At 55.7% G+C, this 26,213-nt stretch carries 21 protein-coding genes and 2 pseudogenes; 14 read left to right on the top strand and 9 right to left on the bottom strand.

Features of this window, described 5'->3' with window-relative positions:
* From ABWO67_RS10280 to ABWO67_RS10245, 8 genes are all read left to right on the top strand, one after another.
* Nucleotides 1-456 (top strand): TlpA family protein disulfide reductase (locus ABWO67_RS10280; RefSeq protein ID WP_502929996.1); only part of this gene is annotated, 456 nt, incomplete at its 5' end.
* A gap of 116 nt (nucleotides 457-572) precedes the next feature.
* A complete protein-coding gene (gene aroQ / locus ABWO67_RS10275; protein WP_353151289.1) occupies nucleotides 573-1,007 on the top strand; it encodes a type II 3-dehydroquinate dehydratase in 435 nt (144 codons plus the stop codon).
* 82 nt (nucleotides 1,008-1,089) lie between these two features.
* Nucleotides 1,090-1,527: an acetyl-CoA carboxylase biotin carboxyl carrier protein gene (accB, locus tag ABWO67_RS10270; RefSeq protein ID WP_353151286.1), complete on the top strand. Its 438-nt coding sequence runs from the start codon at nucleotides 1,090-1,092 to the stop codon at nucleotides 1,525-1,527.
* A 3-nt stretch (nucleotides 1,528-1,530) separates the two neighbouring features.
* The gene (gene accC, locus ABWO67_RS10265; protein ID WP_353151283.1) at nucleotides 1,531-2,877 is read left to right on the top strand and encodes an acetyl-CoA carboxylase biotin carboxylase subunit; all 1,347 of its coding nucleotides are present in this window, start codon (nucleotides 1,531-1,533) and stop codon (nucleotides 2,875-2,877) included.
* 62 nt (nucleotides 2,878-2,939) lie between these two features.
* Entirely contained in the window at nucleotides 2,940-3,872 is a 933-nt protein-coding gene (gene prmA, locus ABWO67_RS10260) for a 50S ribosomal protein L11 methyltransferase (protein ID WP_353151281.1), read from the top strand.
* Between the two features lie 24 nt (nucleotides 3,873-3,896).
* Nucleotides 3,897-4,976, top strand: a complete 1,080-nt coding sequence (locus tag ABWO67_RS10255) for a zinc-ribbon and DUF3426 domain-containing protein (RefSeq protein WP_353151278.1) — start codon at nucleotides 3,897-3,899, stop codon at nucleotides 4,974-4,976.
* An 8-nt stretch (nucleotides 4,977-4,984) separates the two neighbouring features.
* Nucleotides 4,985-5,926, top strand: coding sequence for a carbohydrate kinase family protein (locus ABWO67_RS10250; protein WP_353151276.1), 942 nt, complete (start codon nucleotides 4,985-4,987; stop codon nucleotides 5,924-5,926).
* A 49-nt stretch (nucleotides 5,927-5,975) separates the two neighbouring features.
* Entirely contained in the window at nucleotides 5,976-6,476 is a 501-nt protein-coding gene (locus ABWO67_RS10245) for an outer membrane lipoprotein (RefSeq protein WP_353151273.1), read from the top strand.
* A 55-nt stretch (nucleotides 6,477-6,531) separates the two neighbouring features.
* On the opposite strand, the gene ABWO67_RS10240 is transcribed toward ABWO67_RS10245, so the two are convergent.
* From ABWO67_RS10240 to ABWO67_RS10220, 5 genes and pseudogenes are all read right to left on the bottom strand, one after another.
* Nucleotides 6,532-7,095, bottom strand: a complete 564-nt coding sequence (locus ABWO67_RS10240) for a YggT family protein (RefSeq protein WP_353151270.1) — start codon at nucleotides 7,093-7,095, stop codon at nucleotides 6,532-6,534.
* Between the two features lie 192 nt (nucleotides 7,096-7,287).
* Nucleotides 7,288-7,974: pseudogene (locus ABWO67_RS10235) on the bottom strand (hypothetical protein); the annotation flags it as partial.
* A 409-nt stretch (nucleotides 7,975-8,383) separates the two neighbouring features.
* The gene (locus ABWO67_RS10230) at nucleotides 8,384-9,544 is read right to left on the bottom strand and encodes a ribonucleotide-diphosphate reductase subunit beta (protein WP_353151265.1); all 1,161 of its coding nucleotides are present in this window, start codon (nucleotides 9,542-9,544) and stop codon (nucleotides 8,384-8,386) included.
* Between the two features lie 19 nt (nucleotides 9,545-9,563).
* A complete protein-coding gene (locus tag ABWO67_RS10225) occupies nucleotides 9,564-12,476 on the bottom strand; it encodes a ribonucleoside-diphosphate reductase subunit alpha (protein WP_353151262.1) in 2,913 nt (970 codons plus the stop codon).
* Nucleotides 12,477-12,761: 285 nt separating this feature from the next.
* A complete protein-coding gene (locus tag ABWO67_RS10220; RefSeq protein WP_353151259.1) occupies nucleotides 12,762-16,262 on the bottom strand; it encodes an indolepyruvate ferredoxin oxidoreductase family protein in 3,501 nt (1,166 codons plus the stop codon).
* A 115-nt stretch (nucleotides 16,263-16,377) separates the two neighbouring features.
* On the opposite strand from ABWO67_RS10220, the gene ABWO67_RS10215 reads away from it, so the two are divergent.
* The gene (locus ABWO67_RS10215; RefSeq protein WP_353151256.1) at nucleotides 16,378-16,830 is read left to right on the top strand and encodes an Lrp/AsnC family transcriptional regulator; all 453 of its coding nucleotides are present in this window, start codon (nucleotides 16,378-16,380) and stop codon (nucleotides 16,828-16,830) included.
* Here ABWO67_RS10215 and ABWO67_RS10210 read toward each other — a convergent pair whose 3' ends face one another.
* On the bottom strand, nucleotides 16,831-17,271 hold the full coding sequence (locus ABWO67_RS10210) for a CopD family copper resistance protein (RefSeq protein ID WP_353151253.1): 441 nt from the start codon (nucleotides 17,269-17,271) through the stop codon (nucleotides 16,831-16,833).
* Nucleotides 17,272-17,440: 169 nt separating this feature from the next.
* Between ABWO67_RS10210 and ABWO67_RS10205 the strand changes: the two genes are divergently transcribed.
* Nucleotides 17,441-17,935, top strand: coding sequence for a hypothetical protein (locus ABWO67_RS10205; RefSeq protein ID WP_353151250.1), 495 nt, complete (start codon nucleotides 17,441-17,443; stop codon nucleotides 17,933-17,935).
* Between the two features lie 15 nt (nucleotides 17,936-17,950).
* Here the strand turns inward: ABWO67_RS10205 and gltX are convergent, their stop codons facing one another.
* Entirely contained in the window at nucleotides 17,951-19,360 is a 1,410-nt protein-coding gene (gene gltX / locus ABWO67_RS10200) for a glutamate--tRNA ligase (protein WP_353151247.1), read from the bottom strand.
* 107 nt (nucleotides 19,361-19,467) lie between these two features.
* Between gltX and ABWO67_RS10195 the strand changes: the two genes are divergently transcribed.
* On the top strand, nucleotides 19,468-21,933 hold the full coding sequence (locus tag ABWO67_RS10195; RefSeq protein WP_353151245.1) for a bifunctional acetate--CoA ligase family protein/GNAT family N-acetyltransferase: 2,466 nt from the start codon (nucleotides 19,468-19,470) through the stop codon (nucleotides 21,931-21,933).
* Nucleotides 21,934-21,937: 4 nt separating this feature from the next.
* On the opposite strand, the gene ABWO67_RS10190 is transcribed toward ABWO67_RS10195, so the two are convergent.
* Together ABWO67_RS10190 and yjgA are read right to left on the bottom strand one after the other, a co-directional pair.
* Complete coding sequence (locus tag ABWO67_RS10190; RefSeq protein ID WP_353151242.1) at nucleotides 21,938-22,609, bottom strand: alpha/beta hydrolase; 672 nt, start codon at nucleotides 22,607-22,609, stop codon at nucleotides 21,938-21,940.
* Nucleotides 22,606-23,160, bottom strand: a complete 555-nt coding sequence (gene yjgA / locus ABWO67_RS10185; protein ID WP_353151239.1) for a ribosome biogenesis factor YjgA — start codon at nucleotides 23,158-23,160, stop codon at nucleotides 22,606-22,608. The genes ABWO67_RS10190 and yjgA overlap by 4 nt, the downstream gene beginning before the upstream one ends.
* 60 nt (nucleotides 23,161-23,220) lie before the next feature.
* Here yjgA and pmbA point away from each other — a divergent pair, with 60 nt between their 5' ends.
* The 3 genes and pseudogenes from pmbA to rplM form a co-directional block, all read left to right on the top strand.
* On the top strand, nucleotides 23,221-24,588 hold the full coding sequence (gene pmbA, locus ABWO67_RS10180) for a metalloprotease PmbA (protein WP_353151236.1): 1,368 nt from the start codon (nucleotides 23,221-23,223) through the stop codon (nucleotides 24,586-24,588).
* Nucleotides 24,589-24,692: 104 nt separating this feature from the next.
* The gene (locus ABWO67_RS10175) at nucleotides 24,693-25,793 is read left to right on the top strand and encodes a TRAP transporter substrate-binding protein (protein ID WP_353151233.1); all 1,101 of its coding nucleotides are present in this window, start codon (nucleotides 24,693-24,695) and stop codon (nucleotides 25,791-25,793) included.
* A gap of 338 nt (nucleotides 25,794-26,131) precedes the next feature.
* A pseudogene (gene rplM, locus ABWO67_RS10170) lies at nucleotides 26,132-26,213 on the top strand (50S ribosomal protein L13); the annotation flags it as partial.

Genomic DNA, 26,213 nt, shown 5'->3' with positions numbered 1-26,213 from the left:
GGCGCCTCGTTGCCGCTGCAGTGGGCATATGCTGGCGCAGTGCCTCCCGACCCTTTTTATGCAAATGGCTTCCCCGATCTTCAGGGCAGTCAGGTCGAGTTGACTAAATATCTCGGCAAGCCGCTGGTGCTTAACTTCTGGGCAACATGGTGCGCGCCTTGCGTCAAGGAAATGCCTGATCTCGATCATCTGCACGCCAAGTATCCGGGGGTGCATATTGTGGGCCTGGCCGTAGATACCCAAGTCAACATCGAGAAATTTATCCAGAAAGTGCAGGTGTCCTACCCTCTGCTGGTCGCAGGGCACGGAGGCATTCAGTTGATGCGCGCTTTGGGCAATAAACAAGGGGGGCTGCCTTTTACCGTTGTCTTCAACGAAAAGGGGCAAATTGCCACCCAAATACTTGGTCAAATCAAACCCGACGAGCTGGATGCCTACATAAAAAACATGATTTGATGTTGTCGTGATAGGCAGGTATCTTCTTGTTTCAACAGTTTATATTCGCCAGGCTTAAATGGACAAACAGACCTATTTAGCGTAAAAAGACGGACTGTCTTCACAAAATATCCATAATGGCGCAGCACATTCTTGTTTTGCACGGCCCCAACCTTAACCTGCTCGGTACTCGCGAGCCAGAGGTTTATGGGCGGCATACATTGACCGACGTTAATCAGCGTTTGCAGCAATTGGCTACAGAAAATGGAGCCACTTGCGAGGCGTTCCAAAGTAATCACGAGGGCGAACTGGTCGACCGCATCCAGGCCGCCCGCCAGGATCAAACGGATTTTATTCTGATTAATGCTGCGGCCTATACTCATACCAGCGTTGCCGTGCGAGACGCACTGGCCGCTGTCGATATTCCTTTTATCGAAGTGCATTTGTCCAATGTGTATAAACGAGAGCCTTTCCGCCATCACTCATACTTGTCCGATACGGCGGTAGGGGTGGTTGCAGGGCTGGGCGCCTTCGGATACGAAGCCGCCTTGCGCTATGCTTTAAGTAACTAGGCGCAAGTCAACCTTCTTTTAATTTTTAATCATTACGTTTGCTTTACGCCATGGCGGCAGAGCAATGTCACGGGAAGTTCGTATGGACCTAAGAAAACTGAAAACTTTGATCGACCTCGTTGCCGAGTCAGGTATAGCCGAGCTCGAAATCACCGAAGGTGAGGGCAAGGTAAGAATTGTCAAATTTTCGCAGACTGTGCAGCCCGTGGCCTATGCCCCCGAAGCTGCCCCGGCTGCAGCGCCTGTCGCCGCTGCAGCGGCACCTGCCGCTCCAGCTGCTCCGGTCGGCCATACGGTCAAGGCTCCTATGGTAGGCACGTTCTATCGCGCGCCCAATCCAGGCGCTTCGCCTTTTGTCGAGGTCGGACAATCGGTCAAAGAAGGCGAGCCTATCTGCATTATCGAAGCCATGAAACTCCTTAACGAAATCGAGGCTGATAAGTCCGGTGTCATCAAGGAAATTCTGGTCGAAAACGGCGAGCCCGTCGAGTACGGTCAACCCTTGTTTGTTATTGGCTAATTCATGTTTGAAAAAATTCTCATTGCCAACCGCGGCGAGATCGCACTGCGTATCCAGCGTGCCTGCCGCGAGCTAGGTATCAAAACCGTGGTGGTCCATTCCGAAGCCGACCGCGACGCCAAATATGTGCGTCTGGCCGATGAGTCGGTATGTATCGGCCCGGCTCCCGCACGAGACAGCTATCTGAACATGCCCGCCATTATTTCGGCAGCCGAAGTCACGGATGCTGAAGCCATACATCCTGGTTACGGATTTTTGGCGGAAAATGCTGATTTCGCCGAGCGCGTCGAAAAAAGCGGCTTCGTGTTTATTGGTCCTCGTCCAGAATCCATACGCCTGATGGGCGACAAAGTCAGTGCGAAGCAGGCCATGATTGCGGCCGGCGTGCCTGTCGTGCCAGGTTCCGAGGGCGCGTTGCCCGACGACCCGCAGGAAGTCATGCGTATCGCCCGTGAAGTCGGTTATCCCGTTATTGTTAAAGCGGCGGGTGGCGGGGGCGGTCGCGGTATGCGTGTGGTCTATACGGAAGCCGCCTTGTTGAACGCCGTCACCATGACGCGCTCCGAGGCCGGGATTGCTTTTAATAATCCCGAGGTCTACCTGGAAAAATTCCTGGAAAATCCTCGCCATATCGAAATTCAAATTCTGGCTGATGGCGGACGCAATGCGATATGGCTAGGCGAGCGCGACTGCTCCATGCAGCGTCGTCACCAAAAAGTCATCGAAGAGGCGCCTGCTCCGGGTATTCCACGCCGACTCATCGAGCGCATTGGTGAACGGTGCGCCGAGGCCAGCCGGAAAATCAACTATCGCGGCGCGGGTACGTTTGAATTCCTGTACGAAAACGGCGAGTTCTTCTTCATTGAGATGAACACGCGCATACAGGTTGAGCACACCATTACCGAAATGGTTACCGGTATTGACCTGGTACAGCAGCAAATCCTGATTGCCGCCGGCGAAAAGTTCACCTTGCGTCAGCGCGATATCCAGATCAAAGGCCATTCTATCGAATGCCGCATCAATGCCGAGGATCCTTTCAAGTTCACGCCCAGCCCAGGGCGCATTACCAATTGGCATACTCCCGGCGGCCCCGGCGTCCGGATGGATTCGCATGTATTTAGCGGCTACATGGTGCCGCCTAATTATGACTCCATGATCGCCAAGCTGATTACCTATGGCGATACGCGCCATCAGGCAATCGAACGCATGAAAATTGCGTTATCGGAAATGGCTGTCGAAGGCGTGCTAACCAACATCCCCTTGCACCGTGAACTCATGGCGGATGCGCGCTTTGCCGAGGGAGGCACCAGTATTCACTACCTCGAACAGAAGCTAGCTCAACGCCCCTAAGCATTCTGGACAGCAGCTTTACAAACAGGGGCTTGGCCCCTGTTTTCTTGACGGAAGAAACTATGCGCGAACTCGTGCTGATTTGCCCCGAAGCACAAGCCGAAGCCCTTTCGGATGCGTTGTTGGAAGCCGGCGTATTGTCTGTCTCGGTAGAAGACGCCGATGGCGATACCGATATTGAGAACCCCTTATTCGGAGAACCGGGTATGGAGCCCCAGGTGCAAGCCTGGAATCGGAACCGGGTCGTGGCGTTGTTGCCGGATGGCCTTGATCCAAGGCAGATTCTGGAACAATTACGTGACGCGGGTGTTGCCGACTACCAGGATGATCAGTGGTCGCTGCGCGATGTGCCGGATGCCGACTGGGTGCGTTTGACCCAAGCGCAATTCGGCCCGATTCAAGTCGGTACGCGTATCTGGATCGTTCCCAGCTGGCATCGCGACGATCCGGACGTGCCCGTGGCGGCCGACCGGGACGTTGAAAGCAACGATGGCATCATCCACCTTGAGCTGGATCCGGGCTTGGCATTCGGTACCGGCAGTCATCCGACCACACATTTGTGCCTGGAATGGCTGGCGGAGAATTTGCACGGTAACGAATCGCTGCTGGATTACGGCTGCGGCTCTGGTATTCTGGCTATTGCCGCAAAGCTGTTGGGCGCCGGCCCCATCCAGGCTGTCGATATCGACGAACAGGCGGTGCAGTCCACCCGCTACAATGCAAAGGTCAATCGGGTCGAGGTTTTGGCCATGCTGCCCGATGAACTGCCTGGCGGACAAACGCAGGTTGTAGTGGCAAATATTTTGTCCAATCCTTTGAAGGTGCTTGCGCCCATGCTTGCCAATCGCGTATTGCCAGGTGGCCATCTTGTCCTGTCAGGCGTACTAGAACGCCAGGCTAACGAGGTCGCACAAGCTTACGCCCCATGGTTGGCCATGCAGGTGTGGCGTGCCCGGGAAGGTTGGGTTTGCTTGCATGGGCAAAGAACAGCCTGAGGTTCGGAAGATTTTCTTATTTATATGGACTTGACCACCCGTTGCCCGCGATGCGGCGCTATTTTTTCGGCAAGCCTCGAACAGTTGCAATTGCGCAAAGGTTATATCCGCTGCGTTGAGTGCGCGAATATTTTCGATGGCTACGAAGCGGTCGTTCCTGGCAACGGCGCATCTGGTGTGGCCAAACCAGCGCCGGCTGTCGCAGCAGCTGCCCCTGTGGCTGTCGCGTCGGTCGCTGCAACCCCGGTCCGCACAGAGCCGGTCATGCCTAGCGTGCTACGCCAACGTCCGGCAAAAGAAGAGCCTGTGCCTGCGGTGGAACCTGTGGTGCCCAAGGCTGCACCTCAATCGGGCACTGGTCCCGCATTCAGTATTTCCGCACCGGCGCGCGATACCGATGCTGGGCATCGCCAAGATCCCGTTTTCAAAGTGGGGAATTCCGTGCCGGAAAGGCCGGACCCCGTTATCCATGTTCCGGTACGGCCGGATGTTGCCGAACGGCCGGATCCCGTCGTCAGTGCAAAGTCTACGCCCGGGTCGATGTATATCGATCCGCGAACCTCCCTGCATGATGATGCACCCATACCGGAATTCCTGGGCGATGAGCCCCGGTTTCGTAGTGCGATTAGGCTATTCTGGGGTGTGCTGACCATTGCAGGGCTGTTATTGTTATTCGCGCAACTGATGTACGTGTACCGTGCGCAAATCGCCAATCAGATTCCGGCATTGCGCCCGGTTCTGACTCAGGCATGCGCATCCTTGAACTGCAAAGTGGCCTATGTGCGCCGCATTGATCAAATTTCCATCATGTCTTCGTCGCTCAAGACGACACCAGGAGCGACAGATGCTTCCGGCGCCATGACCTTGCAGCTGACACTGCGCAACGCTTACGACAAGCCTCAAGAATGGCCTACGCTGGTGCTGGATCTGACCGATTTTTCCGGTACCGTAGTGGTCAGGAAAAATCTTGCACCTGCCAATTACTTGCCTTCCGAGATGTTGCAGCATCCTTTTGCCGCTTCTAGCGAAATCACGGTCGGGGTGCCTATTGTCTTGAATGATCTAAAGATCAACGGTTATCAATTAGGTAAATTTTTTCCATAAGGGATGTAATGTCTGACAAGGTTTTGGTCTGCGGATCGGTGGCATTTGACACTATTGCTGTATTCGAAGGACACTTCAAAGAACATATCCTGGCCGATAACATTCAGTCGCTGAGCGTATCGTTTTTCGTGCCGACAATGCGCAAGGAGTATGGCGGATGTGCGGGCAACATCGCCTATAACTTGCGTCTGCTGGGCGGTAATCCGCTACCTGTTGGTACGGTGGGCGCCGATGCAGCGGACTACCTTTCCTATCTGCAGGATCTGGGTATAGACACCAGCCTTATCCGTGTCATACCCGATTTATACACACCTCAATGCTTTATCACGACCGATCTGGACAACAACCAGATTGCGTCGTTCCATCCGGGCGCCATGATGGTCTCGGCGGAAAACGACCTGACAGGCCATCCCGCAGCGTGGGGGATTGTTGCGCCAGATGCCAAGGACGGCATGTTTGCGCACGCTCGCCGCTTGCATGCGCAAGGTATTCCTTTTGTGTTTGATCTTGGACAAGCCATGCCTTTGTTTTCAGGCGACGACCTGAATGAAATGCTTACCCTTGCGCAGATACTCACCGCTAACGATTATGAGGCCAGCATAGTAGCCCAGCGTACCGGGCGAAGCATGTCGGAGATTGCGCAATCCTTGCAAGCGGTCGTTGTTACGCGCGGCAGCGAAGGCGCTACGCTTTATACCGGTGGAGAAACCATAGACATCGCACCGGTCAAAGCCGAATTTGTGGTCGATCCTACCGGGTGCGGCGATGCCCACCGTGCAGGATTGTTGTATGGTCTTACACAGCGCTGGAGCCTGGTTGACGCGTGTCGCTTGGCGAACGTAATGGGTAGTTTTAAAATTGGTTCACGGGGGCCCCAGAATCACCGACCTTCGCGTGCCGATATCAGTGCAGCCCTTAATCAGCATTACGGCCTGAATTTATTGGGTTAGGCAAGTGGCCGGTTCTTTGCTGGCCCAGCTGTTTTACAAGGAGTTTTTTATGATTTCATCTAATTTTCGGCGCTCGGCTGCACGTCCGGCGAGGCTTGTTGCCTTGACCGTATTGGTGGGTTCGCTGTCGGTGCTGGCCGCGTGCGCCAACGACACTGCGTCCAGCTCCGTCTACAGCTACGGGCAAGCGCAGCGCGAGCAAATTGTTCGCACAGGTACCGTAGAGGCCGTTCGTGGCGTCACGATCCAGAAAGACAGCTCCAGTGGCGCGGGCGTCATTGCCGGCGGCGCCTTGGGCGGTGTGGCGGCCAGCACAATTGGGGGCGGAACCGGCAACATCCTGGCCACCATTGGCGGTGGGCTTCTTGGCGCGATGGCCGGCAACGCCGTTGAAAACCGAGTGGGGCAAACCCAAGGGCAAGAGATCACTGTGCGTCTCGATAATGGCGAAACGCGGGTCATCGCCCAGGCGGCTGATGTGGCAATTGGCGTTGGGCAGCGCGTACGCCTGATCAGCGGCAATGGCCCGACACGTGTGGTACCTATGTAAATGTGCACTTTGCCGGATCGCGGCCAATGGCCCTGATCCGGCACATTCAATGCTGCTAGACCCCTAGCAGGGAAAAAGCCAGGCTCTGCAGCACCATCATGGCCACCTGGGCCAGTACAAGCAGCACCAGTGGCGACAGATCCAGTCCGCCAAGGTTTGGCAAAATGCGCCGTATCGGATCAAGCAAAGGTGCCGTCAAGGTTTGCAATACCGGCATGATTGGCGCCAGCGGGTTCACCCACGATAAGATCGCCTGGATCAGTGTGATCCATAAAATCAGATTGAATGTCCACTTGAGCACCGTCAGCAGTGCTGTCAATGCAATAGGAAGCAGGCTGCTTGCCGAAGGTAATTGGCCTGTTGACGCCAGTAAGGCTGCCAGCAGGAAAATCAGCGAAGTCAGCCAGCAGGCCAGCAAGCTTGGCCAGTCAATGCGATTGCCGGGTGGAACGACTTTGCGTATTGGTTGAACCAGCCATTCAGTCGTGCGTAATACGGCCTGAGAATAGGGATTGAATGGGTGCAGGCGGATAGCATAGATCCATGCGCGAATGATTAGCGCAATGCCAAACAGGGAAAAAATAATATTAATGAGGAACTGCAAGACATCGCTGAACATGGTTAAGCCACATGGAATTTCAGAAGCGCCATTGTCGCACGACCAGAGCAGACGGTATAGCGTCAACTTCCAACGTAAAACTGCCCGATATTATCGGGCAGTTTTAGAAATGGCCAAGCCATTTTTTGTACGGATGGCGTGATCTTTAATTACTGCCGTGGGAGCAGCCCACGGCAGTAACGGTTTAAACGATCAAGGACGGCCGCCGGTTGGGAAGGGCCAAGAGGCCGCAGGGTTCACGGTTTTCTTGCTGTCGGGCGCTGCAGTGGCTGCCTTGGTGGCCTTGGCTGCGGCTTTGACGCTGGCTTTCTTGGGCGCGGCGGCTTTTTTAGCTGGTGCAGCTTTGGCTGGTGCCGCCGCGGCTGGGGTTGCTTTGCTTGCAGCAACTGCTTTTTTGGCTACCGTTTTCTTTGCAGCTACAGCTTTAACCGGGGCTGCTTTTTTTGTAGCGGCCTTAGTCACTGCCGGTTTGGCGGCTGCCTTCTTGGCAACGGCTTTTTTGGCTGGTGCTGCTTTTTTGGCTACGGCTTTGGTCGCGGCTTTTTTAGCTGGCGCAGCTTTTTTAGCTACGGCCTTGGTTGCGGCTTTTTTGGCGGGCGCTGCTTTTTTGGCTACGGCTTTGGTCGCGGCCTTTTTAGCTGGCGCTGCTTTTTTCGCAACAGCTTTGGTTGCGACTTTTTTAGCAGGTGCTGCTTTTTTAGCTACGGCCTTGGTTGCGGCCTTTTTAGCAGGCACTGCTTTCTTGGCTACTGTTTTGGTTGCTGCTTTTTTAGCAGGCGCTACTTTTTTGGCTACAGCTTTGGTCGCGACTTTTTTAGCTGGTGCAGCTTTTTTAGCTACGGCCTTGGTTACGGCTTTTTTGGCTGGCGCTACTTTTTTCGCAACAGCTTTGGTTGCGACTTTTTTAGCTGGCGCTGCTTTTTTTGCTACTGTTTTGGTTGCTGCTTTTTTTGCAGGTGCTGCTTTTGTGGCAACCGCTTTTTTTGCTGCGGGGGTGGACTTCTTGGCGGATGCCGCTTGTTTAGCGACTACGGGTTTTTTATCAGCAGCTTTTTTGGCTGGCGCTGCCTTGTTGGCGGGTGCCGTCTTTTTGGTCGCCGTTTTTGTTGCGGCCTTCTTGGCTGTTGCCATAATAATGCTCCTTGAGATTAAGTCGAAGAGAGAACGTCCACCCATTTGATATGGCCCCCACGTTGGGTGCGACCCATCTCAAATGGCGCAAGCGTGCAAAGCACTTAGTACTTTGCACGCCTAGAGTCTAACGTAAGCCCTTGCTCTATTCCAAGCATTATTCCCAGCTTAATGCACCACCGGTCTGATATTCGATGACTCGTGTCTCAAAAAAGTTGCGTTCTTTCTTGAGATCAATCATTTCGGCCATCCATGGGAAGGGGTTTTCTTCTTGCGGAAATTGCGCTTCCAGGCCAATTTGTTGGCAACGGCGATTGGCGATAAAACGCAAATACGACTTGAACATCGAGGCGTTCAAACCCAGTACGCCGCGAGGCATAGTGTCTTCAGCGTAAGCATATTCAAGGTCTACAGCCTTTCTGAACAAATCATGAAGCTCTTCGCGAAAGGATGCTGTCCACAAATGTGGGTTCTCGAGTTTGATGGTATTGATCAGATCGATGCCGAAATTGCAGTGCATGGATTCATCGCGAAGGATGTACATATATTGCTCGGCAGCGCCGGTCATTTTATTTTGACGGCCCAACGCGAGGATTTGCGTAAATCCAACATAAAAGAACAAACCTTCCATCAGGCATGCAAAAACGACCAACGATTTAAGCAGTGTTTGATCGGCTTCGGGCGTGCCCGTTTGGAAGTGAGGGTCGGCAATCGCATCGATGAATGGAATCAGGAACTCATCTTTGGCGCGTATCGAAGGCACTTCGTTATAGGCGTTGAAAATTTCGCCTTCGTCGAGATCAAGGCTTTCGACGATGTACTGATAAGCATGCGTATGAATGGCTTCTTCAAAGGCCTGGCGCAGAAGGAACTGACGGCACTCTGGTGCGGTGATGTGGCGATAGGTGCCAAGAACAATGTTGTTGGCGGCCAGTGAATCGGCCGTCACAAAGAAGCCCAGATTGCGTTTGACGATACGTCGCTCGTCTTCTGTCAGCCCATTGGGATTCTTCCAAAGGGCGATGTCGCGCGACATATTGATTTCTTGCGGCATCCAGTGGTTGGCGCAAGTGGCAAGATACTTTTCCCAAGCCCATTTGTATTTGAATGGGACGAGCTGGTTGACGTCGGTCTTGCCATTGATGATGCGTTTGTCCGCAGCACGCACGCGTGCCGCGGTGTCGGCCGCTGCGCTTGCTGCCGCAGCAGACGCGGCGATCGCGTCATCGTGGCTTTCAGGAGCGCGTGGGGCCGAAGCCCCTGTGCTGCCGTTTGTTGCCGCGGGTGAGGTGGTAGGGGTGTCTTCCCAGTTCAACATAATAGGTTTCCGTATCAGATTATTGGCAGGCTTCGCATTCTTCGAACCCTTCGTCGCCGGGGCGCATGGTGCATGCGTCGCCCATCAGTTCGGGTTCGGGAAGCTCGGAAGCTGCTGCCGCAATGGCGGGGCCATGGGTGGCGTTGGCGACGGCATTGAGTTCACCGCCGCGGCCAGTGGATTTTTCGGCGCTGGTGGCGCCATTGGAGCGCAGGTAGTAAGTGGTTTTAAGACCGCGTACCCAAGCCAGTTTGTACGTGTCATCCAGCTTCTTGCCCGAGACGCCTGTCATGAAAATATTCAACGACTGAGCCTGGTCTATCCATTTTGAACGACGTGCGGCGCACTCAACAACCCAGCTTGGGCTGATCTCGAAAGCGGTTGCGTAAAGCTCACGCAAGTCGGCGGGAATGCGGTCGATGCGGGCAAGGCTGCCGTCGAAATACTTAAGATCGGCGACCATGACTTCGTCCCACAAGTTGCGCTCTTTCAGATCGCGCACCAGCGAGTCGTTGACGACAGTGAATTCACCCGACAAGTTGGACTTGACGTAGAGGTTGCGGTAGTTGGGCTCGATGCAAGGCGACACGCCGATAATATTCGAGATGGTGGCGGTAGGGGCAATGGCGACGCAGTTGGAGTTGCGCATGCCGTGCTGCTTGATGTGGGTGCGCAAGCTGTCCCAGTCAAGCGTGCTGCTGTCATCAACCTCGACGTAGCCGCCGCGCTCTTCGCGCAACATGGCCAGCGTGTCTTGAGGCAATATGCCGCGATCCCACAAGGACCCCTTGAAAGTCTGGTAATGGCCGCGTTCGGCAGCCAGCTTGCTGGAAGCCCAGTAGGCGTAGTAGCAAGTTGCTTCCATGGAGCGATCGGAAAACTCGACCGCAGCGTCCGACGCAAACGGTACACGCATCATTTGCAGGCAGTCCTGGAAGCCCATGACGCCCATGCCAACGGGGCGATGGCGCACGTTGGAGTTGCGTGCTTTCTCGACCGCGTAATAGTTGATGTCGATAACGTTATCGAGCATGCGCATGGCTGTGGTGATGGTGCGCTGAAGCTTGTCGTGATCCAGCACATATTGACCGCTGGCGTCTTGCTTCAGGTGCGCAGCCAAGTTGACCGAGCCCAGGTTGCAAACGGCAATTTCCGATTCGTTGGTATTCAGTGTGATTTCCGTGCACAAGTTCGAGCTGTGCACGACGCCCACGTGCTGCTGAGGCGAACGGATGTTGCAAGGATCCTTGAAGGTGATCCATGGGTGGCCGGTTTCAAACAGCATCGACAGCATTTTGCGCCATAGCGATGTAGCAGGAATCTTTTTGAACAGCGTCAGTTCGCCGCTTGCTGCTTTGGCTTCGTAGCCGACATAGGCTTCTTCGAAGGCCCGGCCATATTTATCGTGCAGGTCGGGAGTGTCGGAAGGCGAAAACAGTGTCCACTCGCCGTTTTCCATTACGCGCTTCATGAACAGATCCGGCACCCAGTTGGCGGTGTTCATATCGTGGGTGCGGCGGCGTTCGTCGCCCGTGTTCTTGCGCAGCTCGAGGAATTCTTCGATGTCCAAGTGCCAGCTTTCCAGGTAGGCGCAAACAGCGCCTTTACGCTTGCCACCCTGATTCACTGCGACGGCAGTGTCGTTGACGACTTTAAGGAAGGGCACGACGCCTTGGCTTTCGCCATTGGTGCCTTTGATGTGGCTGCGCAGTGCACGCACTGGCGTCCAGTCGTTGCCCAGGCCGCCGGCATACTTGGCCAGCAGTGCGTTTTCTTTGATCGCGTCGTAGATGCCGGCCAAGTCGTCCGATACGGTGGTGAGGTAGCAAGACGACAATTGCGAATGCAGCGTGCCAGAGTTGAATAACGTGGGCGTCGAACTCATGAAGTCGAATGACGACAGGATTTCGTAGAACTCGATGGCGCGTGTTTCACGGTTGTCTTCGTTCAGGGCCAGGCCCATGGCGACGCGCATGAAAAACACTTGCGGAAGCTCGATGCGGCGGCCGCGGATATGAAGGAAGTAGCGGTCGTACAGCGTTTGCAGACCCAGATAATTGAACTGCTGGTCGCGTTCGGATTTCAGAGCGTTGCCCAGCTTGACCAGGTCGAATTCCTGCAGCTTGCTGTCTAGCAGGCCGCCTTCGATGCCAACCTTGATGAACTCGGGGAAATAATCGGCGTAACGCGTGACCATTGCGGCTTGCGAGACCTCTTCACCCAGCACCTCTTTGCGGATTGTGTGCAGTAGAAGGCGTGCGGTGACCTGGCTGTACGACGGGTCGTTCTCGACCATGGCGCGCGCGGACAAAATTGCGGACTTGAAAACTTCGTCAACAGGAATGCCGTCGTACAGATTCTTCACCGTTTCTTTGAGAATGGCGTCGGTATCAATAACGTGCGGCAGGTTTAACCCAGCCTCGGCAATGGTGGCTTGTAACTGACCCAGATTCAGCGGGCGTTTCACGCCGTTGTCGGTGACGTTAAGCGTTGGATGCGTGATAACAGGCTGGCTTGTTGCCTTAAGCGCCCGTTCCTGTGTGCGCTTTTCACGGTACAGCACATAAGCGCGTGCGACATCGTGTTCGCCTGAACGCATCAGGGCCAGTTCGACCTGATCCTGAATTTCTTCGATATGGAACGTGCCGCCGCTTGGACGGTTGCGGACCAAGGCATTGGTTACCTGTTCGGTCAGGTTTTCGACCAGTTCGCGCACGCGTGCTGAAGCAGCACCCTGGCCACCCTGAACGGCCAGGAAGGCTTTGGTCACGGCAATGGCGATCTTGCCTGGTTCGAAGCTGCCTACAGCGCCATTACGCCGGATAATATGAAAGCTGTCCCATTGTCCGGCAGCAGCGTGATCAGCTGTGGCCGTGGGTTGGCTATGCGGCGCGTTTTCGGACTTGGTTGTGGCGGGTTGTGGTGTCTGCATGAATACTCCTGTGCGAGATTGGCGTGCGGTAGGCAGCGCGTGGACAGCAAATTTAGTGACGGTGGACTGCAACTAGCAGGTGAACACGAGTTTGTTTGAATACAGCATTAACGGCCCGTGACCACTATATATTGTGGTTTGTTTTTTTATAAGCACTAATTGTAGTGATTGAACTGATATGAATCAAGCCCGTTAGGGGCTTGATTTTTTGTTTTTTTTCTGAAGTTTTTTATGGAGTAACGGGCACGCCCACGTAAAGCACGCGGGGCATGGCTTGGCAAGGTTTTATCGGCTCGCTGCGAGGGCAGGCGATATGTTGTTAGCGTTTATGACAGCGGATTTAAGTTGCGCCTGCAATTGATCCAGTTTTTGCCGGTAACTTCCGACATTGGCCGCCTTAATGTGGCCAAAGCCGCGCACCATCTGTGGTAGTTCCGCCAATTCGAGGGCGATAGGAAAATTGTCGGTGCTTAAATAGTCAAGCATGGTTAACACGGCTTCCCGGTATTCGCGGATCAGCTGTCGCTCCAATTTGCGTTCGCTAGTATACGAAAAAATGTCGAGCCATGAGCCGCGGATCACTTTGCAGCGGGCTAATAGTTTGAATACGCTTTCTGTCTGGGGCCCCAGCGTGACTTTCCGTGGAATGCCTGTTAATGGGTCGCGCTTGGCCAGCAAGGGCGGGGCTAAGTGGAATTGCAAGGTGAAGTCGCCTTCGAATTGTTCATGGAGCGTTTGGCGAAATTCGCCGTTGGTGAACAAGCGTGCGACCTCATATTCATCTTTATATGCCATCAGTTTGTGAAGAGACTGCGCGACGTTGATGGTTAATTGGGGCTTGGCCCCGGGTCGTAGCGCCTGTTCGGCCGCCCGGACCGCCTCCACGACGGCGGTGTACCGTTGCGCATAAGCCGCATTCTGGTATGCGGTCAACGAGTTACGGCAGCGGTCCACAATCTTTTCGAGGGACTCGGGCATGTGTATGACGACGGCCTTTTCAGCAGTGGTTGCTTGAATTTTGAACGCGTCGGGTTGCCAGGCTGCAAGGCGGCCGATGCGGAAAGCCTTCTGATTCGCTTCCACGGCGATTCCATTCAGGCTTAGCGCCTGCATGATCGCGGCTTCGCTGACAGGAATTGCGCCGTGTTGCCAGGCCAGGCCCAGCATGATCATGTTGCTCATGATGCTATCGCCGAACTGTTGCGTCGCCAAACTATGCGCATCCAGCAGCCAGCTATTCGATTCCCCAACTGTTTCGCGCACCATGTCGATCAGGGGCTGCGGGTCGAGGTTGATTTGCGGATCGTGCGTAAATTCAGCGGTCGGCGCCAAATACGTATTCAGCGCTACCAGTGTTTGGCCGTGCTGCAGGGTTTTCAACGCTTCCGGACTGCTGGCCGCGACCATATCGCAAAACACGGCAACGTCGGCTTGTTGTGTATCGATGCGCACGGCGCCAGTAGGCTGGGCGTCAGGAGATAAACGTATATGGCTGATGACAGTGCCGCCTTTTTGGGCCAGGCCGGTGATATCCAGAACCGACGCAGCGCGACCTTCCAGGTGTGCCGCCATGGATAGAATTGCGCCTATAGTAATGACGCCCGTGCCGCCTATGCCGGCCACCAGGATATTGCATGGCTGACCGGTTGTGTTGATGGCAGGTGATGGCAATTGGGGCAGCAGTGCTTGTATGCGTTCGCGTTCGCCTGCGTTATTGTCATGGCCACCTTTCCGCGGCGCGCCTCCCACAACCGAGACAAAGCTGGGACAAAATCCGTCGACGCAGGAATAGTCCTTATTACAACTGGACTGATCAATTGCGCGTTTACGGCCGAAAGGGGTTTGTACTGGGACCAGGGACAGGCAATTCGACTGCGTGCCGCAGTCGCCGCAACCTTCGCATACCGCTGTGTTGATGAAAAGCCGGCGCGCAGGGTCGGCTAGCGTTTTGTTCTTGCGCCGCCGGCGTTTCTCAGCAGCGCAGGCCTGATCGTGAATCAGCACCGTGACGCCTTTGATTTCACGCAGTTCGCGCTGAACGCCGTCTAGCTTATGGCGATGATGTACGGTGACGCCGGGAACCAGGGGGATATCCTGATATTTATCGGGATCGTCGGTGGTGATTACGACGCGTTTGACGCCTTCACCCAGCAATTGCTGGCATATTTGGGGCACTGATAGCGCGCCATCCACCGGTTGCCCCCCCGTCATGGCTACGGCATCGTTGAACAGGATCTTGTAGGTCATGTTGGCATTGGCGGCAATGGCTTGCCTTATCGCCAGATAGCCCGAGTGAAAGTAAGTGCCTTCCCCCATGTTCTGGAAAACATGGGGCATGCTGATATAGCGTGACAAGCCTATCCAGTCGGCGCCTTCTCCACCCATTTGCGTCAGCCCGCTGGTGTTTCTGTCCATCCATGTCGCCATATAGTGACAACCCACGCCGGCCAATGCCTGGCTGCCTTCGGGCACCTTGGTGGAGCTGCTGTGCGGGCAGCCCGAACAGAAATAGGGGCGCCTGCTCAGGCCGATTTGGGGTGCCAGCACAGGGGCCGAAGGCATACAGCCGGATTCGCCTAGCGCTATCCCGGCTGTCTGTTTCAGCCACCGGCGCAGGGCGCCTGCGATGAGGGCGGGGCGCAATTGCCCGGTCGACGGAATCAGGACTTCGTTTTCCCAGTCCCGTTTGCCGATAACGCTGGGCCGCACCCGCTCGTTGAACAAGATGTCTTTGATCTGGCTCTCAATAAGCGGCGCTTTTTCTTCCAGGACCAGGATGTGCTCCAGGCCTTGGGCGAAATGTTTGAATCCTGATTCGTCTATTGGCCAGCTAAGTCCTATCTTGTAATGGCGCAGGGCGGGCAGCGGCGTGTTTGGGTGTTGTCTAGCCAACTCTGTTAATGCATCCAGGGTGTCCAGATAGGCTTTGCCTGTGCTGACGATGCCTAGCTTGGCTTGTGGAGCTGCCTGGATCAGCCGGTCCAGACTGTGTCGGCGCGAAAATGCCTTGACCGCGACCAGGCGGTCGGCAATCCGGGTTTCCATGGCGGGGGTAAGAAACTCGCGCGCGCTGTATTCCAGCGCTCCTTTGTGCGGGTCGGCATCATCGATTGCGAAATCGGCTGCGGGCTCCACGACGAAGGATCGTCCGCTTTCCACTGTTTCCGTGACCGCTTTGAAGGCCACCCAGGCGCCGGAATAGCGCGACAGCGCCCAGCCCCAAAGGCCGAATGACTCATATTCTTCGACTGACGAAGGGTTGATGATGGGAATGCTCCATGCCTGCAAAGAAGTCTCGCTGGCATGGGCAATGGATGACGAGGCTGCCGTGTGGTCGTCTCCGACGATCAATAGCACACCGCCATTTTTTGAAGCGCCCGCTGCATTGCCGTGATGCAGGGCGTCGCCGGCGCGGTCTACGCCTGGCCCTTTGCCGTACCACATGCCAAAGACGCCATCGACGTTGCGGTCATTGCGTACGCCAGCCTGCTGCGTGCCCATGATGATGGTTGCGGCCATGTCTTCGTTAATGGCGGGCAGGAAGCTGATCTGCTGCGCATCCAGGACTTGCTTGGCGCGCCACATGGCAAGATCGACCCCAGCCAGGGGCGACCCGCGGTAGCCGGTGACAAAGCCGGCAGTATTGAGCCCCGCCCGCCGGTCTGCCTGGCGTTGGGCCAGTAGCATGCGCACGAGTGCTTGTGTGCCGGTCAGGAAGATTCGGCCTGAGCTGGCAGTCAGGTTGTCGGTCAAGCGGTAATGTGTATCGATGATGGGCGTAGACATGATAAAGACCCTTGTGTTCTAACCCATGATAGATACTTGCCTCCCTGTTTTTATTGCTTTTTCATAGCGTAGAATCCCTAGTTATTGAAATAAACATTTCGTTTGGCGGCTAAAAATGGATAAAACAGATATAAAAATATTGCAGCAACTGCAGAGAGAAGGGCGTTCGTCGGCCCAGCAATTATCTGAAAGCGTCGGTCTGTCGGCGGCGCCCGTGTGGCGGCGGGTAAAAGCGCTTGAGGCCAGCCAGGTCATACAAGGCTATTACGCTCAAGTCGACCGCAATAAGGTTGGGCTGCAAGGTTGCATGTTTGCCCAAATCAGCCTTGAAAGGCATTCGGCCGATATCGTCGAGAATTTCGAACGATCGGTGCGCGATGCGCCGGAAATCCTGGAGTGCTACGCCGTTACCGGGGACTCTGATTTCTTGTTGAAAATAGTGGTGGCCAGCCCCGAAGCCTATGACCGCTTTTTACATCGATTTCTGTTCAACCTGCCTGGCGTGCGCCAGACGCGGACCATTGTGGCCCTACGCGAAATCAAGCACGATGTGAAGTTGCCGCTGTAGCTACCATTTAAGGTAAAGCATGGCCTTGGCCAACAGTACGATGCCGACCATATGCGTGAATACGCTGATATGTATGCGCTGTACATAGCGTGTTTTAAGCAGGCCTTTGCTGCCTAGCACCATGGCGGTGATGAAGTGGCCCAATACGCTTAACGCCAGGACGATTTTTATCGTCAGCAGCGTTCCGAAACTGCTGTCGAACGGATGGGCCAGGATGCTGCGGTAATGCCACGCCATGCCGATACCCGCGCTGTATAAGACTAGCAGCGTCCAGGGCATGATTTGACGCGCACGCTTGCCGATGGCGCTTTCGACCTCGCGCATGGCGTCGCGTGCAACATGTTTGCGTATGCCTTCCAGGATCAGCACTTCAAAGAACACCGTGCCGACAAATATGAACGCGGCAAACAGGTGCAGGGTGATCAGGACGGAATAGCTCATGGGGGAAGGCTCCGGGCGCTAGAAAGAAATCAGCAACAGACATTGTAGGACTTGGCCTGGGATCTTCCTTGCGATTCCTCATGCGCATTGTGGTTTTGTCTGATCAAGCGCGAATCTGAAGGATAAGGCTAAAATCGTTCACGATCTTGCGTTTAAAGGAAGGCTTCATATGTACGATTTCCTGCTTCGCCCGCGCACTTTTGTTGCCGGGCTTGCGGTCGCATTGGTAGCGGGTTGTGCTGTACCCGTCAAAACAACGCCACCGCCGCCGGTCAAAGAAACGCCCAAATGCGAGGCTGCGGCTTCAGGCGACGCCCTGGTGGGTAATTGGTTAAGTGTGCACAGGCAAAAAGGCGTAGCCGGCGAATTGCGCACCTTGTTTACTTTGCATCCTGATGGGGCAATGGCCTACACCGAGCAGTTAAAGCGGGGCAAGAACCCATCGCAGGGCATTGACGAGGCGGGTTGCTGGAAGCGGGATCAGCAAACGCTGGTGCTGCGAACCTTGTTGTCCAATGGCGCTCCCATTGAAACAAGCGATCCCATTTACACAAACCGCTACACCATCGTGGCAGCTAGCGGGCAGTCGCTGACCTTGAAAAGCCCGGACGGCGTAACCATCAAGGCCAAGCGCATGTCACCCGGTTACAGGCTGCCGTTCTAGGCAGCCCGCCGGGCGTCACATCGCGGCCAGGCGCTCCAGCACCAGATCGCGGCCCAGAATCGCCAGAACAGCACCGATGGCGGGTGTTTGTTTCTGGCCTGTCACTGCAAGGCGCAGCGGAATGGCTAGCTTGGGCATTTTTACGCCATGCTCGGCCAGCATGGACTTGATCAAAGCGTCCAGGGCTTCTGTCGTCCATTCGGGAAGGGCTTTTGCCTGTTGGGCGAAGCTGGCCAGTAGGGCAAGCGCGGCTTCATCCATGTGTTCTGCCCTAAGCTCGGAGCTTGCCGGGGTGTAGGGTCCGCAAAAAAGCAGGGCGCCATCGGCAAGCTGGTTCAGGGTTTCTGCGCGATCTTTAAGCAAGCCCATGACGGCGGGCAGGTCGACTGCTTGCGGATTGCCGTGTTTTTTCACGATGCGCGGGGCCACGCGTTCAGCCAAGTCGGCGTCGCTGCTGCTTTTAATATAGTGGGCGTTTACCCAGTTCAGTTTTTTGGGATCCCACTGCGCCGCCGATTTGTTCAGGTTTCGCGTATCGAACCATTCAACCAATTGCTCGCGAGAGAAGATTTCGTCGTTGCCGTGGCTCCAGCCCAGTCGGGCCAGGTAATTGATCATTGCTTCGGGCAGATAGCCTTCGTTGTCATATTCCATGACATTGACGGCGCCATGACGTTTGGACAGCTTTTCGCCATCGGGTCCCAATATCATGGGGACATGGCCGTACTCGGGCAACGTAGCTCCCAAGGCGCGTAAAATATTGATCTGGCGCGGCGTGTTGTTGACATGGTCATCGCCCCGCAGCACATGTGTGATTTGCATGTCCCAGTCATCGACCACGACACAGAAGTTGTAGGTCGGCGTGCCGTCGGGACGGGCAATAACCAGGTCGTCCAGTTCGCTGTTGTCAAAACTGATGTGACCTTTGATCAGGTCGTTCCAGCCAGTGGCGCCTTCCAGAGGATTCTTGAAGCGCACCACGGGTTTGCGGTCCGCAGGCGCAGCCGGCAAAGTCTTGCCGGGTTCCGGCCTCCAGGTGCCGTCGTAGCGCGGTTTCAGCCCTGCCGCGCGGGCCTTTTCGCGCATGGCTTCCACTTCTTCGGGGCTGCTGTAGCAGTAGTAGGCAGTGCCTTCAGCCAGCATTTTCTGGACGACTTCACGATATCGGTCCATGCGCTGCATTTGGTAGAACGGCCCTTCGTCCGGCTGCATATCCAGCCAGGCCATGCTGTCCAGAATCGCTTGGACGGCCTCGGGCGTAGAACGCTCGAGGTCGGTGTCTTCAATGCGCAAGACAAAGGTCCCTTTGTGGTGGCGCGCAAAGGCCCATGAAAACAGGGCGGTTCTGGCACCGCCTAAATGAAGGTAACCCGTAGGGGACGGAGCAAAGCGTGTGCGGATAGTAGAAGAAGTAGACGTGGTCATTGTTAGTCGTTAGGCTTAGGCGTGTGCCGGTTGGATTGGCATGTGCAAGATGGCAGCAATAGGTTATTTTAGAGTACAGACCAATTTTTGTTTAAACCGGATCCAGTATGCCGCGACATCGCCTTGCCGCATTGTTCGAGCCTCGTTCGCTTGTGGTGCTTTCCGACCGCTCCCTGCCTATAGCGCAAAGTGTGCCGCGTACGTTCAAAAATGCCATTACCATTGTTGACACCACCCCGCAGGGTGACATCAGCCTGCCTGAATCGCTCAATGGCGTAAGCGCCGGAATGCGGGTCGACCAGGCTCTGGTTTGTGTGGCTCCCGACCGCTTGCCGCAGGTGCTCGCCACTTTGAAAACTTGCCGGCCGCGCTGCCTGACAGTATTGCCTCATAGCGTCCCGTCGACGGATCCCATCGAAGATATGGTTTATTGCCGGGCGTGGGGCGAGCTCAACGACTGCCTGATTCTCGGGCCGCGCTCTTTTGGTGTGCAGCGGCCGCATCTGGGTATCAATTTAAGCCATGAGCAGCATGTTGGCCTGGGAGGGCGGGTCGCCCTGGTGGCGCAATCCCGGTCTATTACCGCGTCGGTTCTGGACTGGGCGGAGGACGTCAGGCTGGGTTTTTCCGCCGTCGTGTCATTGGGTGACGAAAGCATCATCGATGTCGCCGACGTGCTGGATTACCTTGCGATGGACCCACGCACGGATAGCATTGCGCTGTATCTCGAAGAAACCTCGTCTTCGCGGCGTTTCACCAGCGCGTTGCGTGCCGCTGCCAGCGTTAAACCGGTCATCGTCTTGAAGGTAGGCCACAATGCCGACGATCCATCGAGGCAAGACGCAGTGTTCAATGCTTTGTTGCGTCGAGTTGGCGCAGTGCGGATTCGTTATTTTGTGCAGCTATTTTCTGCCATCAAGGTATTGGTTCACACCCGACGCCCACGCGGGCGCAAGATTGCGCTTTTTTCAAATGGAGACGGGGCCGCACAATTAGCGTTGGACGTCATGGGCGATACGGAGGCCGTGTTCCGTGCCGACTTGACTCAGGCTAGCGTCAAATCACTGAGCGAACTGCTTGAAGAGGGGGCTACAAGCAGCAATCCCGTTATTACCTATGCGCCCCTGACGCCTGAAAAGCTGCGACAGATTATTGGCTTGCTGGTCGACGACCCGGGCGTTGATGGCGTATTGGTGCTGCTGGCGCCCGATCCGTTATCTGATCTTCATAGCGTAGCTCGGGAATTAGCGGTGATCTCACCCGAGTCCCGCAAGCCGATTATTACCTGCTTCATGGGCGACGCCACAATGCGGCCTTTGCGGCATGTGCTTGACAGTGTTGGTACGCCTGCTTTTCGCACGCCCGAATCGGCCGCGAATGCGTTCGGTATTCTGGCGTCCTATCACTATAATCAGACCCTATCGCAGCAAACATTGCCACCCGTGCCGTTGCGAAAACCGCCGCGGCTCGACGAGGCAAGAGCATTGACGCGCACCATTCAAAGCCAACGTCGTCGTGACCTGACTGCCGATGAGTGCCGGCAATTGCTGGGGTGTTTCCATGCGCCTTTGCAGTATGTCGATGCCGAGATTGCGCCAAGCCAGCACGACGACAGCAGGCCAATGTGCATACAGGTCTGCCGCGACGATAAGCTGGGGCCTTACATTACCTTCGGACCCGGTGGGCAAGAGGCGCTTTTTGCGGGCTCGCATACCGCCATGGACCTTCCCCCGTTGAACAGCTACCTGGCGCGCAAGCTGGTCCTGCGCAGCAGCGTCTGGCATCAAGGGCTCTCCCGGCAAATGACGCCGACTGCATTCGATCAGTTATTGGAGTTGCTGGAACGGGTATCTGAACTGGTCAGCGAGGTGCCCGCCTTAGACTCTTTGATGATTGATCCGTTGTTCGCCGACGATATGCAATTGGTCGCACATAATGTTCGTGTCCGCGTGACGTCTGAAACGATGTTGGTGTTGCCTGAAACCACGGGCTATCGGCACATGGCGATCCACCCGTACCCGCGCCGTCTGGTGCAGGCCAAGACCTTCAAGGATGGCAAGCCGTGGCTGTTGCGGCCGATACGCCCAGAAGACGCCGAGCCTTTGCAAGAGTTCGTGCGCGGGCTGTCCGACGAGTCGCGTTACATGCGTTTTGTTTCTATGATGCGCGAACTGACGCCGCGCATGTTGGAGCGCTATACGCGCATAGACTATGACCGCGAGCTGGCTTTGGTTGCCACTGTAGAGGTGCCCAATGCCGAGCACCGTGGCCATCCGCGCGAGCAGATCATCGGCTTTGCGCATTATCTTCGTAATGCCGATGGGCGTGGGGCTGAATACGCATTGGTCATCGGCGATGCGTGGCAGCGCCGCGGCTTGGGGGCGCAACTGATGGGCGGGCTTATCGAGGCTGCCCAGGACCAAGGGCTCACATATATCGACGGGGTGGTCTTGGCAACAAACCGCCCCATGCTAAGCCTGATGACGCACCTTGGGTTTCGTAACGATTACGACGAGGAGGATCCAACCATGCGCCGGGTATGGCTGGATCTTGGCGAGACTCGCCGTTTGTAGCGGGCTATACCAGCACTTTGCGCAAGAAGGCCGAAATGTCGGCGACTTCTTCCAGGCAGACCGAGTGCTGCATGGGGTAGGTTTTCCAGGCCACCTGGTAGCCCAGTTCAGTCAGCTTTTGCTGTGTTGCCTGTGCGCGCGGCAGGGCAACGACCGGGTCCATGGTGCCGTGGGCCAGGAAAATCGGGGTGTCCTGGTTGGCCGTATGGCGTTCGGCATCCGTCAGGCCTGCCAGCGGCAAGTATCCTGAAAGGCCAATCATGCCGGCCAGTTTCTGTTTCAGGCGCAAGCCTGTCTGAAGTGTCATGGCGCAGCCTTGCGAGAATCCCGCCAGCACTATATTTTCCGTCGGAATACCGCGTTGGTTTTCGCGCTCGATCAGGGCTTCGACAGCCGATTGCGACAGGCGCAGACCGGTTTCATCTTCGCGGCGTACAAGGTCGGGAGCGAAAATGTCGTACCAGGCGCGCATGGCCATGCCATTGTTGATGGTCACTGGCTGCACTGGCGCATGAGGAAACACGAAGCGGATGGCTGGGGCATTTTGCAATTGCAGCTCGGGCACCAGCGGCGCGAAGTCATTGCCGTCGGCCCCTAGTCCGTGCAGCCAGATCACTGCATGGCTTGGATTGGGGCGGGTTTCGATTTCAATGCATTCCAGTAGTGTTGAGCTCATTCTTGTTCCGTAGAGTCGTTAAGTGCCTTGATGGCCTGAAACAGCGCGCGATAGTGCTTGCGCTGCGGATCCTGTCCAGGCTGCAAGGCGGCATTGTTTTGCGCTTCTTTGCGGCTGGCCCGTATCAATGTGCGAAGATGTTGTACGTCGGCCCCTGGGTAAGCGTCCAATAGCCCGGTCAGGGCCTGGTCATCTTTCAACAGCAGGTCGCGCAAGGCTTCCAGCCTGTGCATGGCGCGAGTTTGTTCACGCGAACCGTTTTCCCAGATATCCAGTTGCGTGCGGATCGCGTCGGCGTCAGTATGGCGCATGAGCTTGCCCACGTAGTGGATTTGCCGGCGTCGGCCTTCCCGGCTGGTCGTGCGCTGCGCCATGCGGATGGCTTCGTAGAGGGTTTCGGACAGCGGCAGTTGCTTGAGCCTGTCGGTGGACAGCTCGACCAGTTGCTTGCCTAGCTCCTGCAGCTCAAGCATGTCTCGTTTGACCTGCGATTTGCTGGGCCGATCGTAATCGTCCGGCTCTAATTCAATATTTTCAGGAATGTTTGGCATGGAAGTCAAAAAAGTGTTCTTTAATTAGCTATGATAACCGTCTAACCTGAAAGAGCAGCAATGAGCGACCAATCCATATCATCTTTACCCATCTCTGAAAACCAAGGCCGTTTCCGTGAATTGGTCAACGACGCCCTCAAGCACGCCAAGTCGCTGGGTGCTTCGGATGCCGCTGCCGAAATTTCCGAAAGCCGCGGGCTGTCTGTTTCCGTGCGTAATAGCGACGTGGAAACCGTCGAGCAGACACGCGATCGGTCATTGGACGTTACCGTGTTTTCCGGAAACCGTCGTGGTTCGGCGTCTACATCTGACTTTTCCGCCAAGGCATTGCGCGAAACGGTCGAAGCCGCCTGGCATATTGCGCGTTACACCGCTGAGGATCCTGCCGCAGGCTTGCCTGATGCCGACCAGCTTGCCAGCGACTATCTTGACTTGCAGTTGCATCATCCCTGGGATATTTCGGCTGAAGAGGCCGCAAAACTGGCTATCAAGGCTGAAAGTGCCGCTCACGATACCAGCCCGCTCATTACCAACACCGATGGCGCATCGGTCGATACCTATGAAGGCCATTTCATCCTGGGCAACAGCCGGGGCTTTATGGGCGGGTATCCTTATTCACGACATAGCATTTCGGTGGCGCCCATAGCTGGGCGGGGCAACAACATGCAGCGCGACTACTGGTACACCACGGCGCGCGCGGCCGGCGATCTTGCCGATCCTGTCGCCGTGGGGCGTTACGCCGCTGAACGTACGTTGTCCAGGATGTCGGCACGCCGCATTAAAACGGGCCGCTTTCCCGTCTTGTTCGAGGCGCCGCTGGCTGTAGGGCTGTTGGGTGCGCTGGTGCAGGCAAGTAGCGGCGGGGCGCTATACCGCAAGGCAAGCTTCCTGTTGGATGCGCTGGGCAAGCCCGTCATGGCCGATCATATTGACATCGCGGAAGACCCGCATATCTTTGGTGCGATGGGCAGCTCGCCCTTCGACAGCGAAGGGGTGCGCACACAGTCCCGCGATCTGGTGGTGGGCGGGGTGCTGAATGGCTATTTCCTGTCGACCTATACGGCCCGCAAGCTGGGCATGAAGTCCACCGGCAATGCGGGTGGGTCGCACAACTTGCACTTGACGTCGCGGCTTACCAGAAAGAAGGATGATTTCCGCGCCATGCTCAAGAAGTTGGGCACCGGTTTTCTGGTAACCGAACTTATCGGGCAGGGGGTTAATTATGTCAGTGGCGATTATTCGCGTGGTGCGTTTGGCTATTGGGTCGAAAATGGCGAAATTCGCCACGCCGTCCAGGAAGTCACCATAGCCGGCAACCTGGCAGACATGTTCCGCCAAATCGTTGCCGTGGGCGCCGACACCATTACTCGTGGCTCCAAGACCACGGGCTCCATTCTTATCGCTGAAATGGCGATTGCCGGCCAGTAACACCCAAGGGTTTTACCCTCGTTACAATAATTGCTACACGGTGTAATATCCCGCGGTAGCAGTTTTATCGCCAAAATATTCGAATGCCGAAAGGAGAGCTCGTAATGCAGCGTCGTTCATTTCTTAAAAAAGCAGGGCTAGGGGTCGTAGCAGGGTCGGCTACCGTCGCCGCACCCGTATTTGCGCAAAGCAATCCTAAAATCAGCTGGAAAATGACGTCCACCTATGGGCCGTCCACTCCTCCGCTGTTCAATACGGCACAAACTTTCTGCAAAATGGTCGAAGAAGCCAGCGATGGCAACTTCTCGATCCGTCTGTATCCGGCCGGCGAAATCGTCCCCGGCTTCGGCGTCATGGACGCGGTCAGCAATCGCACTGTCGAATGCGGCCAAACGGCTTCGTACTATTACTACGGCAAAGATCCTTCTTTCTGTTTCGATACGGCCGTTCCTTTTGGCTTGAATGCTCGTCAAATGTACGCCTGGATGTATGAAGGCGATGGCATGAAACTGATGCGCGAACTGTTCGCACCGCGCAACATCATTAACTTCCCCCTGGGCAATACCGGTACGCAAATGGGTGGCTGGTACCGCAAGGAAATCAAGTCGGTAGCCGACCTGCAAGGCTTGAAAATGCGCACCGCCGGTTTCGCTGGCGAAGTCCTGTCGCGCATGGGCGTTGTGCCTCAGCAAATTCCTCCTGGCGATATTTACCCATCGCTTGAAAAGGGCACGCTTGACGCGGTCGAGTTCGTGGGTCCGGTCGACGACGAGAAACTGGGTTTCCAGAAAGTCGCCAAATATTATTACTATCCGGGCTGGTGGGAAGGTTCCGCACAGGTTTCTTTGTACGTCAACAACGAAGCCTATAACAGTCTGCCCAAGGGCTATCAAAGCCTTATCGACACCGCCACACGTGCTGCCGGCAACACGCTGTTGGGCTCTTACGACGCCAATAATCCTGCCGCGTTGCGCCGCCTGATCGCCAGCGGCGCTGTCTTGAAGGCATTCCCGCGCGACGTCATGGATGCATCGTTCAAAGCGTCCAATGAACTCTATAAAGAGTTCTGCGACAAGAACGCCATGTTCAAGAAAATCCACGACAACTATATGGGCTTCCGTGACAATATCGTGCCATGGTTCCGCGTAGCTGAAGGTTCGTACGACAACTATCTGGGCATTGCTTTGGCCAACCAGAAAAAGTAGTTGTTGGCAGTAAAAGCGAAAAGGCTTGAATTCGGTACTGTGCCGGATTCAGGCCTTTTGCTTTGAGCTTGATGCGATGTTCGGCGCCGCAGGGCGCCGAACCGTCAACGAGGAGCAAAACATCCCCTCCCAGAACCTGACCCGCGTATCAAGAAAGAAACACTGACACTAGACCAAGACACATCAATTGGTTTGGGAAATCCCCTAAGTATGTTAATATTGTGGGCTTTTCTGACCGATTTGCACGGGCGAAGTACAACGCTTAGGCAGGATTATCGTGCCAGGGAAGGGGTCTGCCGGATGTCCCGGCGACTTATTTTGAATATTTAGGAACCATCATGAAGACCTTTGTGGCCAAGCCGCACGAAGTCAAACGTGACTGGTACGTGATTGACGCCAAGGGCAAAGTCCTCGGTCGTG

The sequence above is a fragment of the Pollutimonas bauzanensis genome (assembly GCF_040393045.1).
Taxonomy (GTDB): domain Bacteria; phylum Pseudomonadota; class Gammaproteobacteria; order Burkholderiales; family Burkholderiaceae_B; genus Pollutimonas; species Pollutimonas bauzanensis_A.
Note: the sequence above shows the minus strand (reverse complement) of the source record. Positions and strands in the feature narration are given on the sequence as shown.

Bases quoted from the DNA above. Each gene is read 5' to 3' on its own strand.
- pmbA (WP_353151236.1), top strand. From the start codon at position 23,221: ATGAGCGACCAATCCATATCATCTTTACCCATCTCTGAAAACCAAGGC.
- ABWO67_RS10250 (WP_353151276.1), top strand. From the start codon at position 4,985: ATGTCTGACAAGGTTTTGGTCTGCGGATCGGTGGCATTTGACACTATT.
- ABWO67_RS10190 (WP_353151242.1), bottom strand. From the start codon at position 22,609: ATGAGCTCAACACTACTGGAATGCATTGAAATCGAAACCCGCCCCAAT.
- yjgA (WP_353151239.1), bottom strand. From the start codon at position 23,160: ATGCCAAACATTCCTGAAAATATTGAATTAGAGCCGGACGATTACGAT.
- ABWO67_RS10225 (WP_353151262.1), bottom strand. From the start codon at position 12,476: ATGCAGACACCACAACCCGCCACAACCAAGTCCGAAAACGCGCCGCAT.
- ABWO67_RS10205 (WP_353151250.1), top strand. From the start codon at position 17,441: ATGTACGATTTCCTGCTTCGCCCGCGCACTTTTGTTGCCGGGCTTGCG.
- ABWO67_RS10230 (WP_353151265.1), bottom strand. From the start codon at position 9,544: ATGTTGAACTGGGAAGACACCCCTACCACCTCACCCGCGGCAACAAAC.
- accC (WP_353151283.1), top strand. From the start codon at position 1,531: ATGTTTGAAAAAATTCTCATTGCCAACCGCGGCGAGATCGCACTGCGT.
- prmA (WP_353151281.1), top strand. From the start codon at position 2,940: ATGCGCGAACTCGTGCTGATTTGCCCCGAAGCACAAGCCGAAGCCCTT.
- ABWO67_RS10195 (WP_353151245.1), top strand. From the start codon at position 19,468: ATGCCGCGACATCGCCTTGCCGCATTGTTCGAGCCTCGTTCGCTTGTG.
- ABWO67_RS10215 (WP_353151256.1), top strand. From the start codon at position 16,378: ATGGATAAAACAGATATAAAAATATTGCAGCAACTGCAGAGAGAAGGG.
- accB (WP_353151286.1), top strand. From the start codon at position 1,090: ATGGACCTAAGAAAACTGAAAACTTTGATCGACCTCGTTGCCGAGTCA.
- ABWO67_RS10175 (WP_353151233.1), top strand. From the start codon at position 24,693: ATGCAGCGTCGTTCATTTCTTAAAAAAGCAGGGCTAGGGGTCGTAGCA.
- gltX (WP_353151247.1), bottom strand. From the start codon at position 19,360: ATGACCACGTCTACTTCTTCTACTATCCGCACACGCTTTGCTCCGTCC.
- ABWO67_RS10210 (WP_353151253.1), bottom strand. From the start codon at position 17,271: ATGAGCTATTCCGTCCTGATCACCCTGCACCTGTTTGCCGCGTTCATA.
- aroQ (WP_353151289.1), top strand. From the start codon at position 573: ATGGCGCAGCACATTCTTGTTTTGCACGGCCCCAACCTTAACCTGCTC.
- ABWO67_RS10220 (WP_353151259.1), bottom strand. From the start codon at position 16,262: ATGTCTACGCCCATCATCGATACACATTACCGCTTGACCGACAACCTG.
- ABWO67_RS10240 (WP_353151270.1), bottom strand. From the start codon at position 7,095: ATGTTCAGCGATGTCTTGCAGTTCCTCATTAATATTATTTTTTCCCTG.
- ABWO67_RS10255 (WP_353151278.1), top strand. From the start codon at position 3,897: ATGGACTTGACCACCCGTTGCCCGCGATGCGGCGCTATTTTTTCGGCA.
- ABWO67_RS10245 (WP_353151273.1), top strand. From the start codon at position 5,976: ATGATTTCATCTAATTTTCGGCGCTCGGCTGCACGTCCGGCGAGGCTT.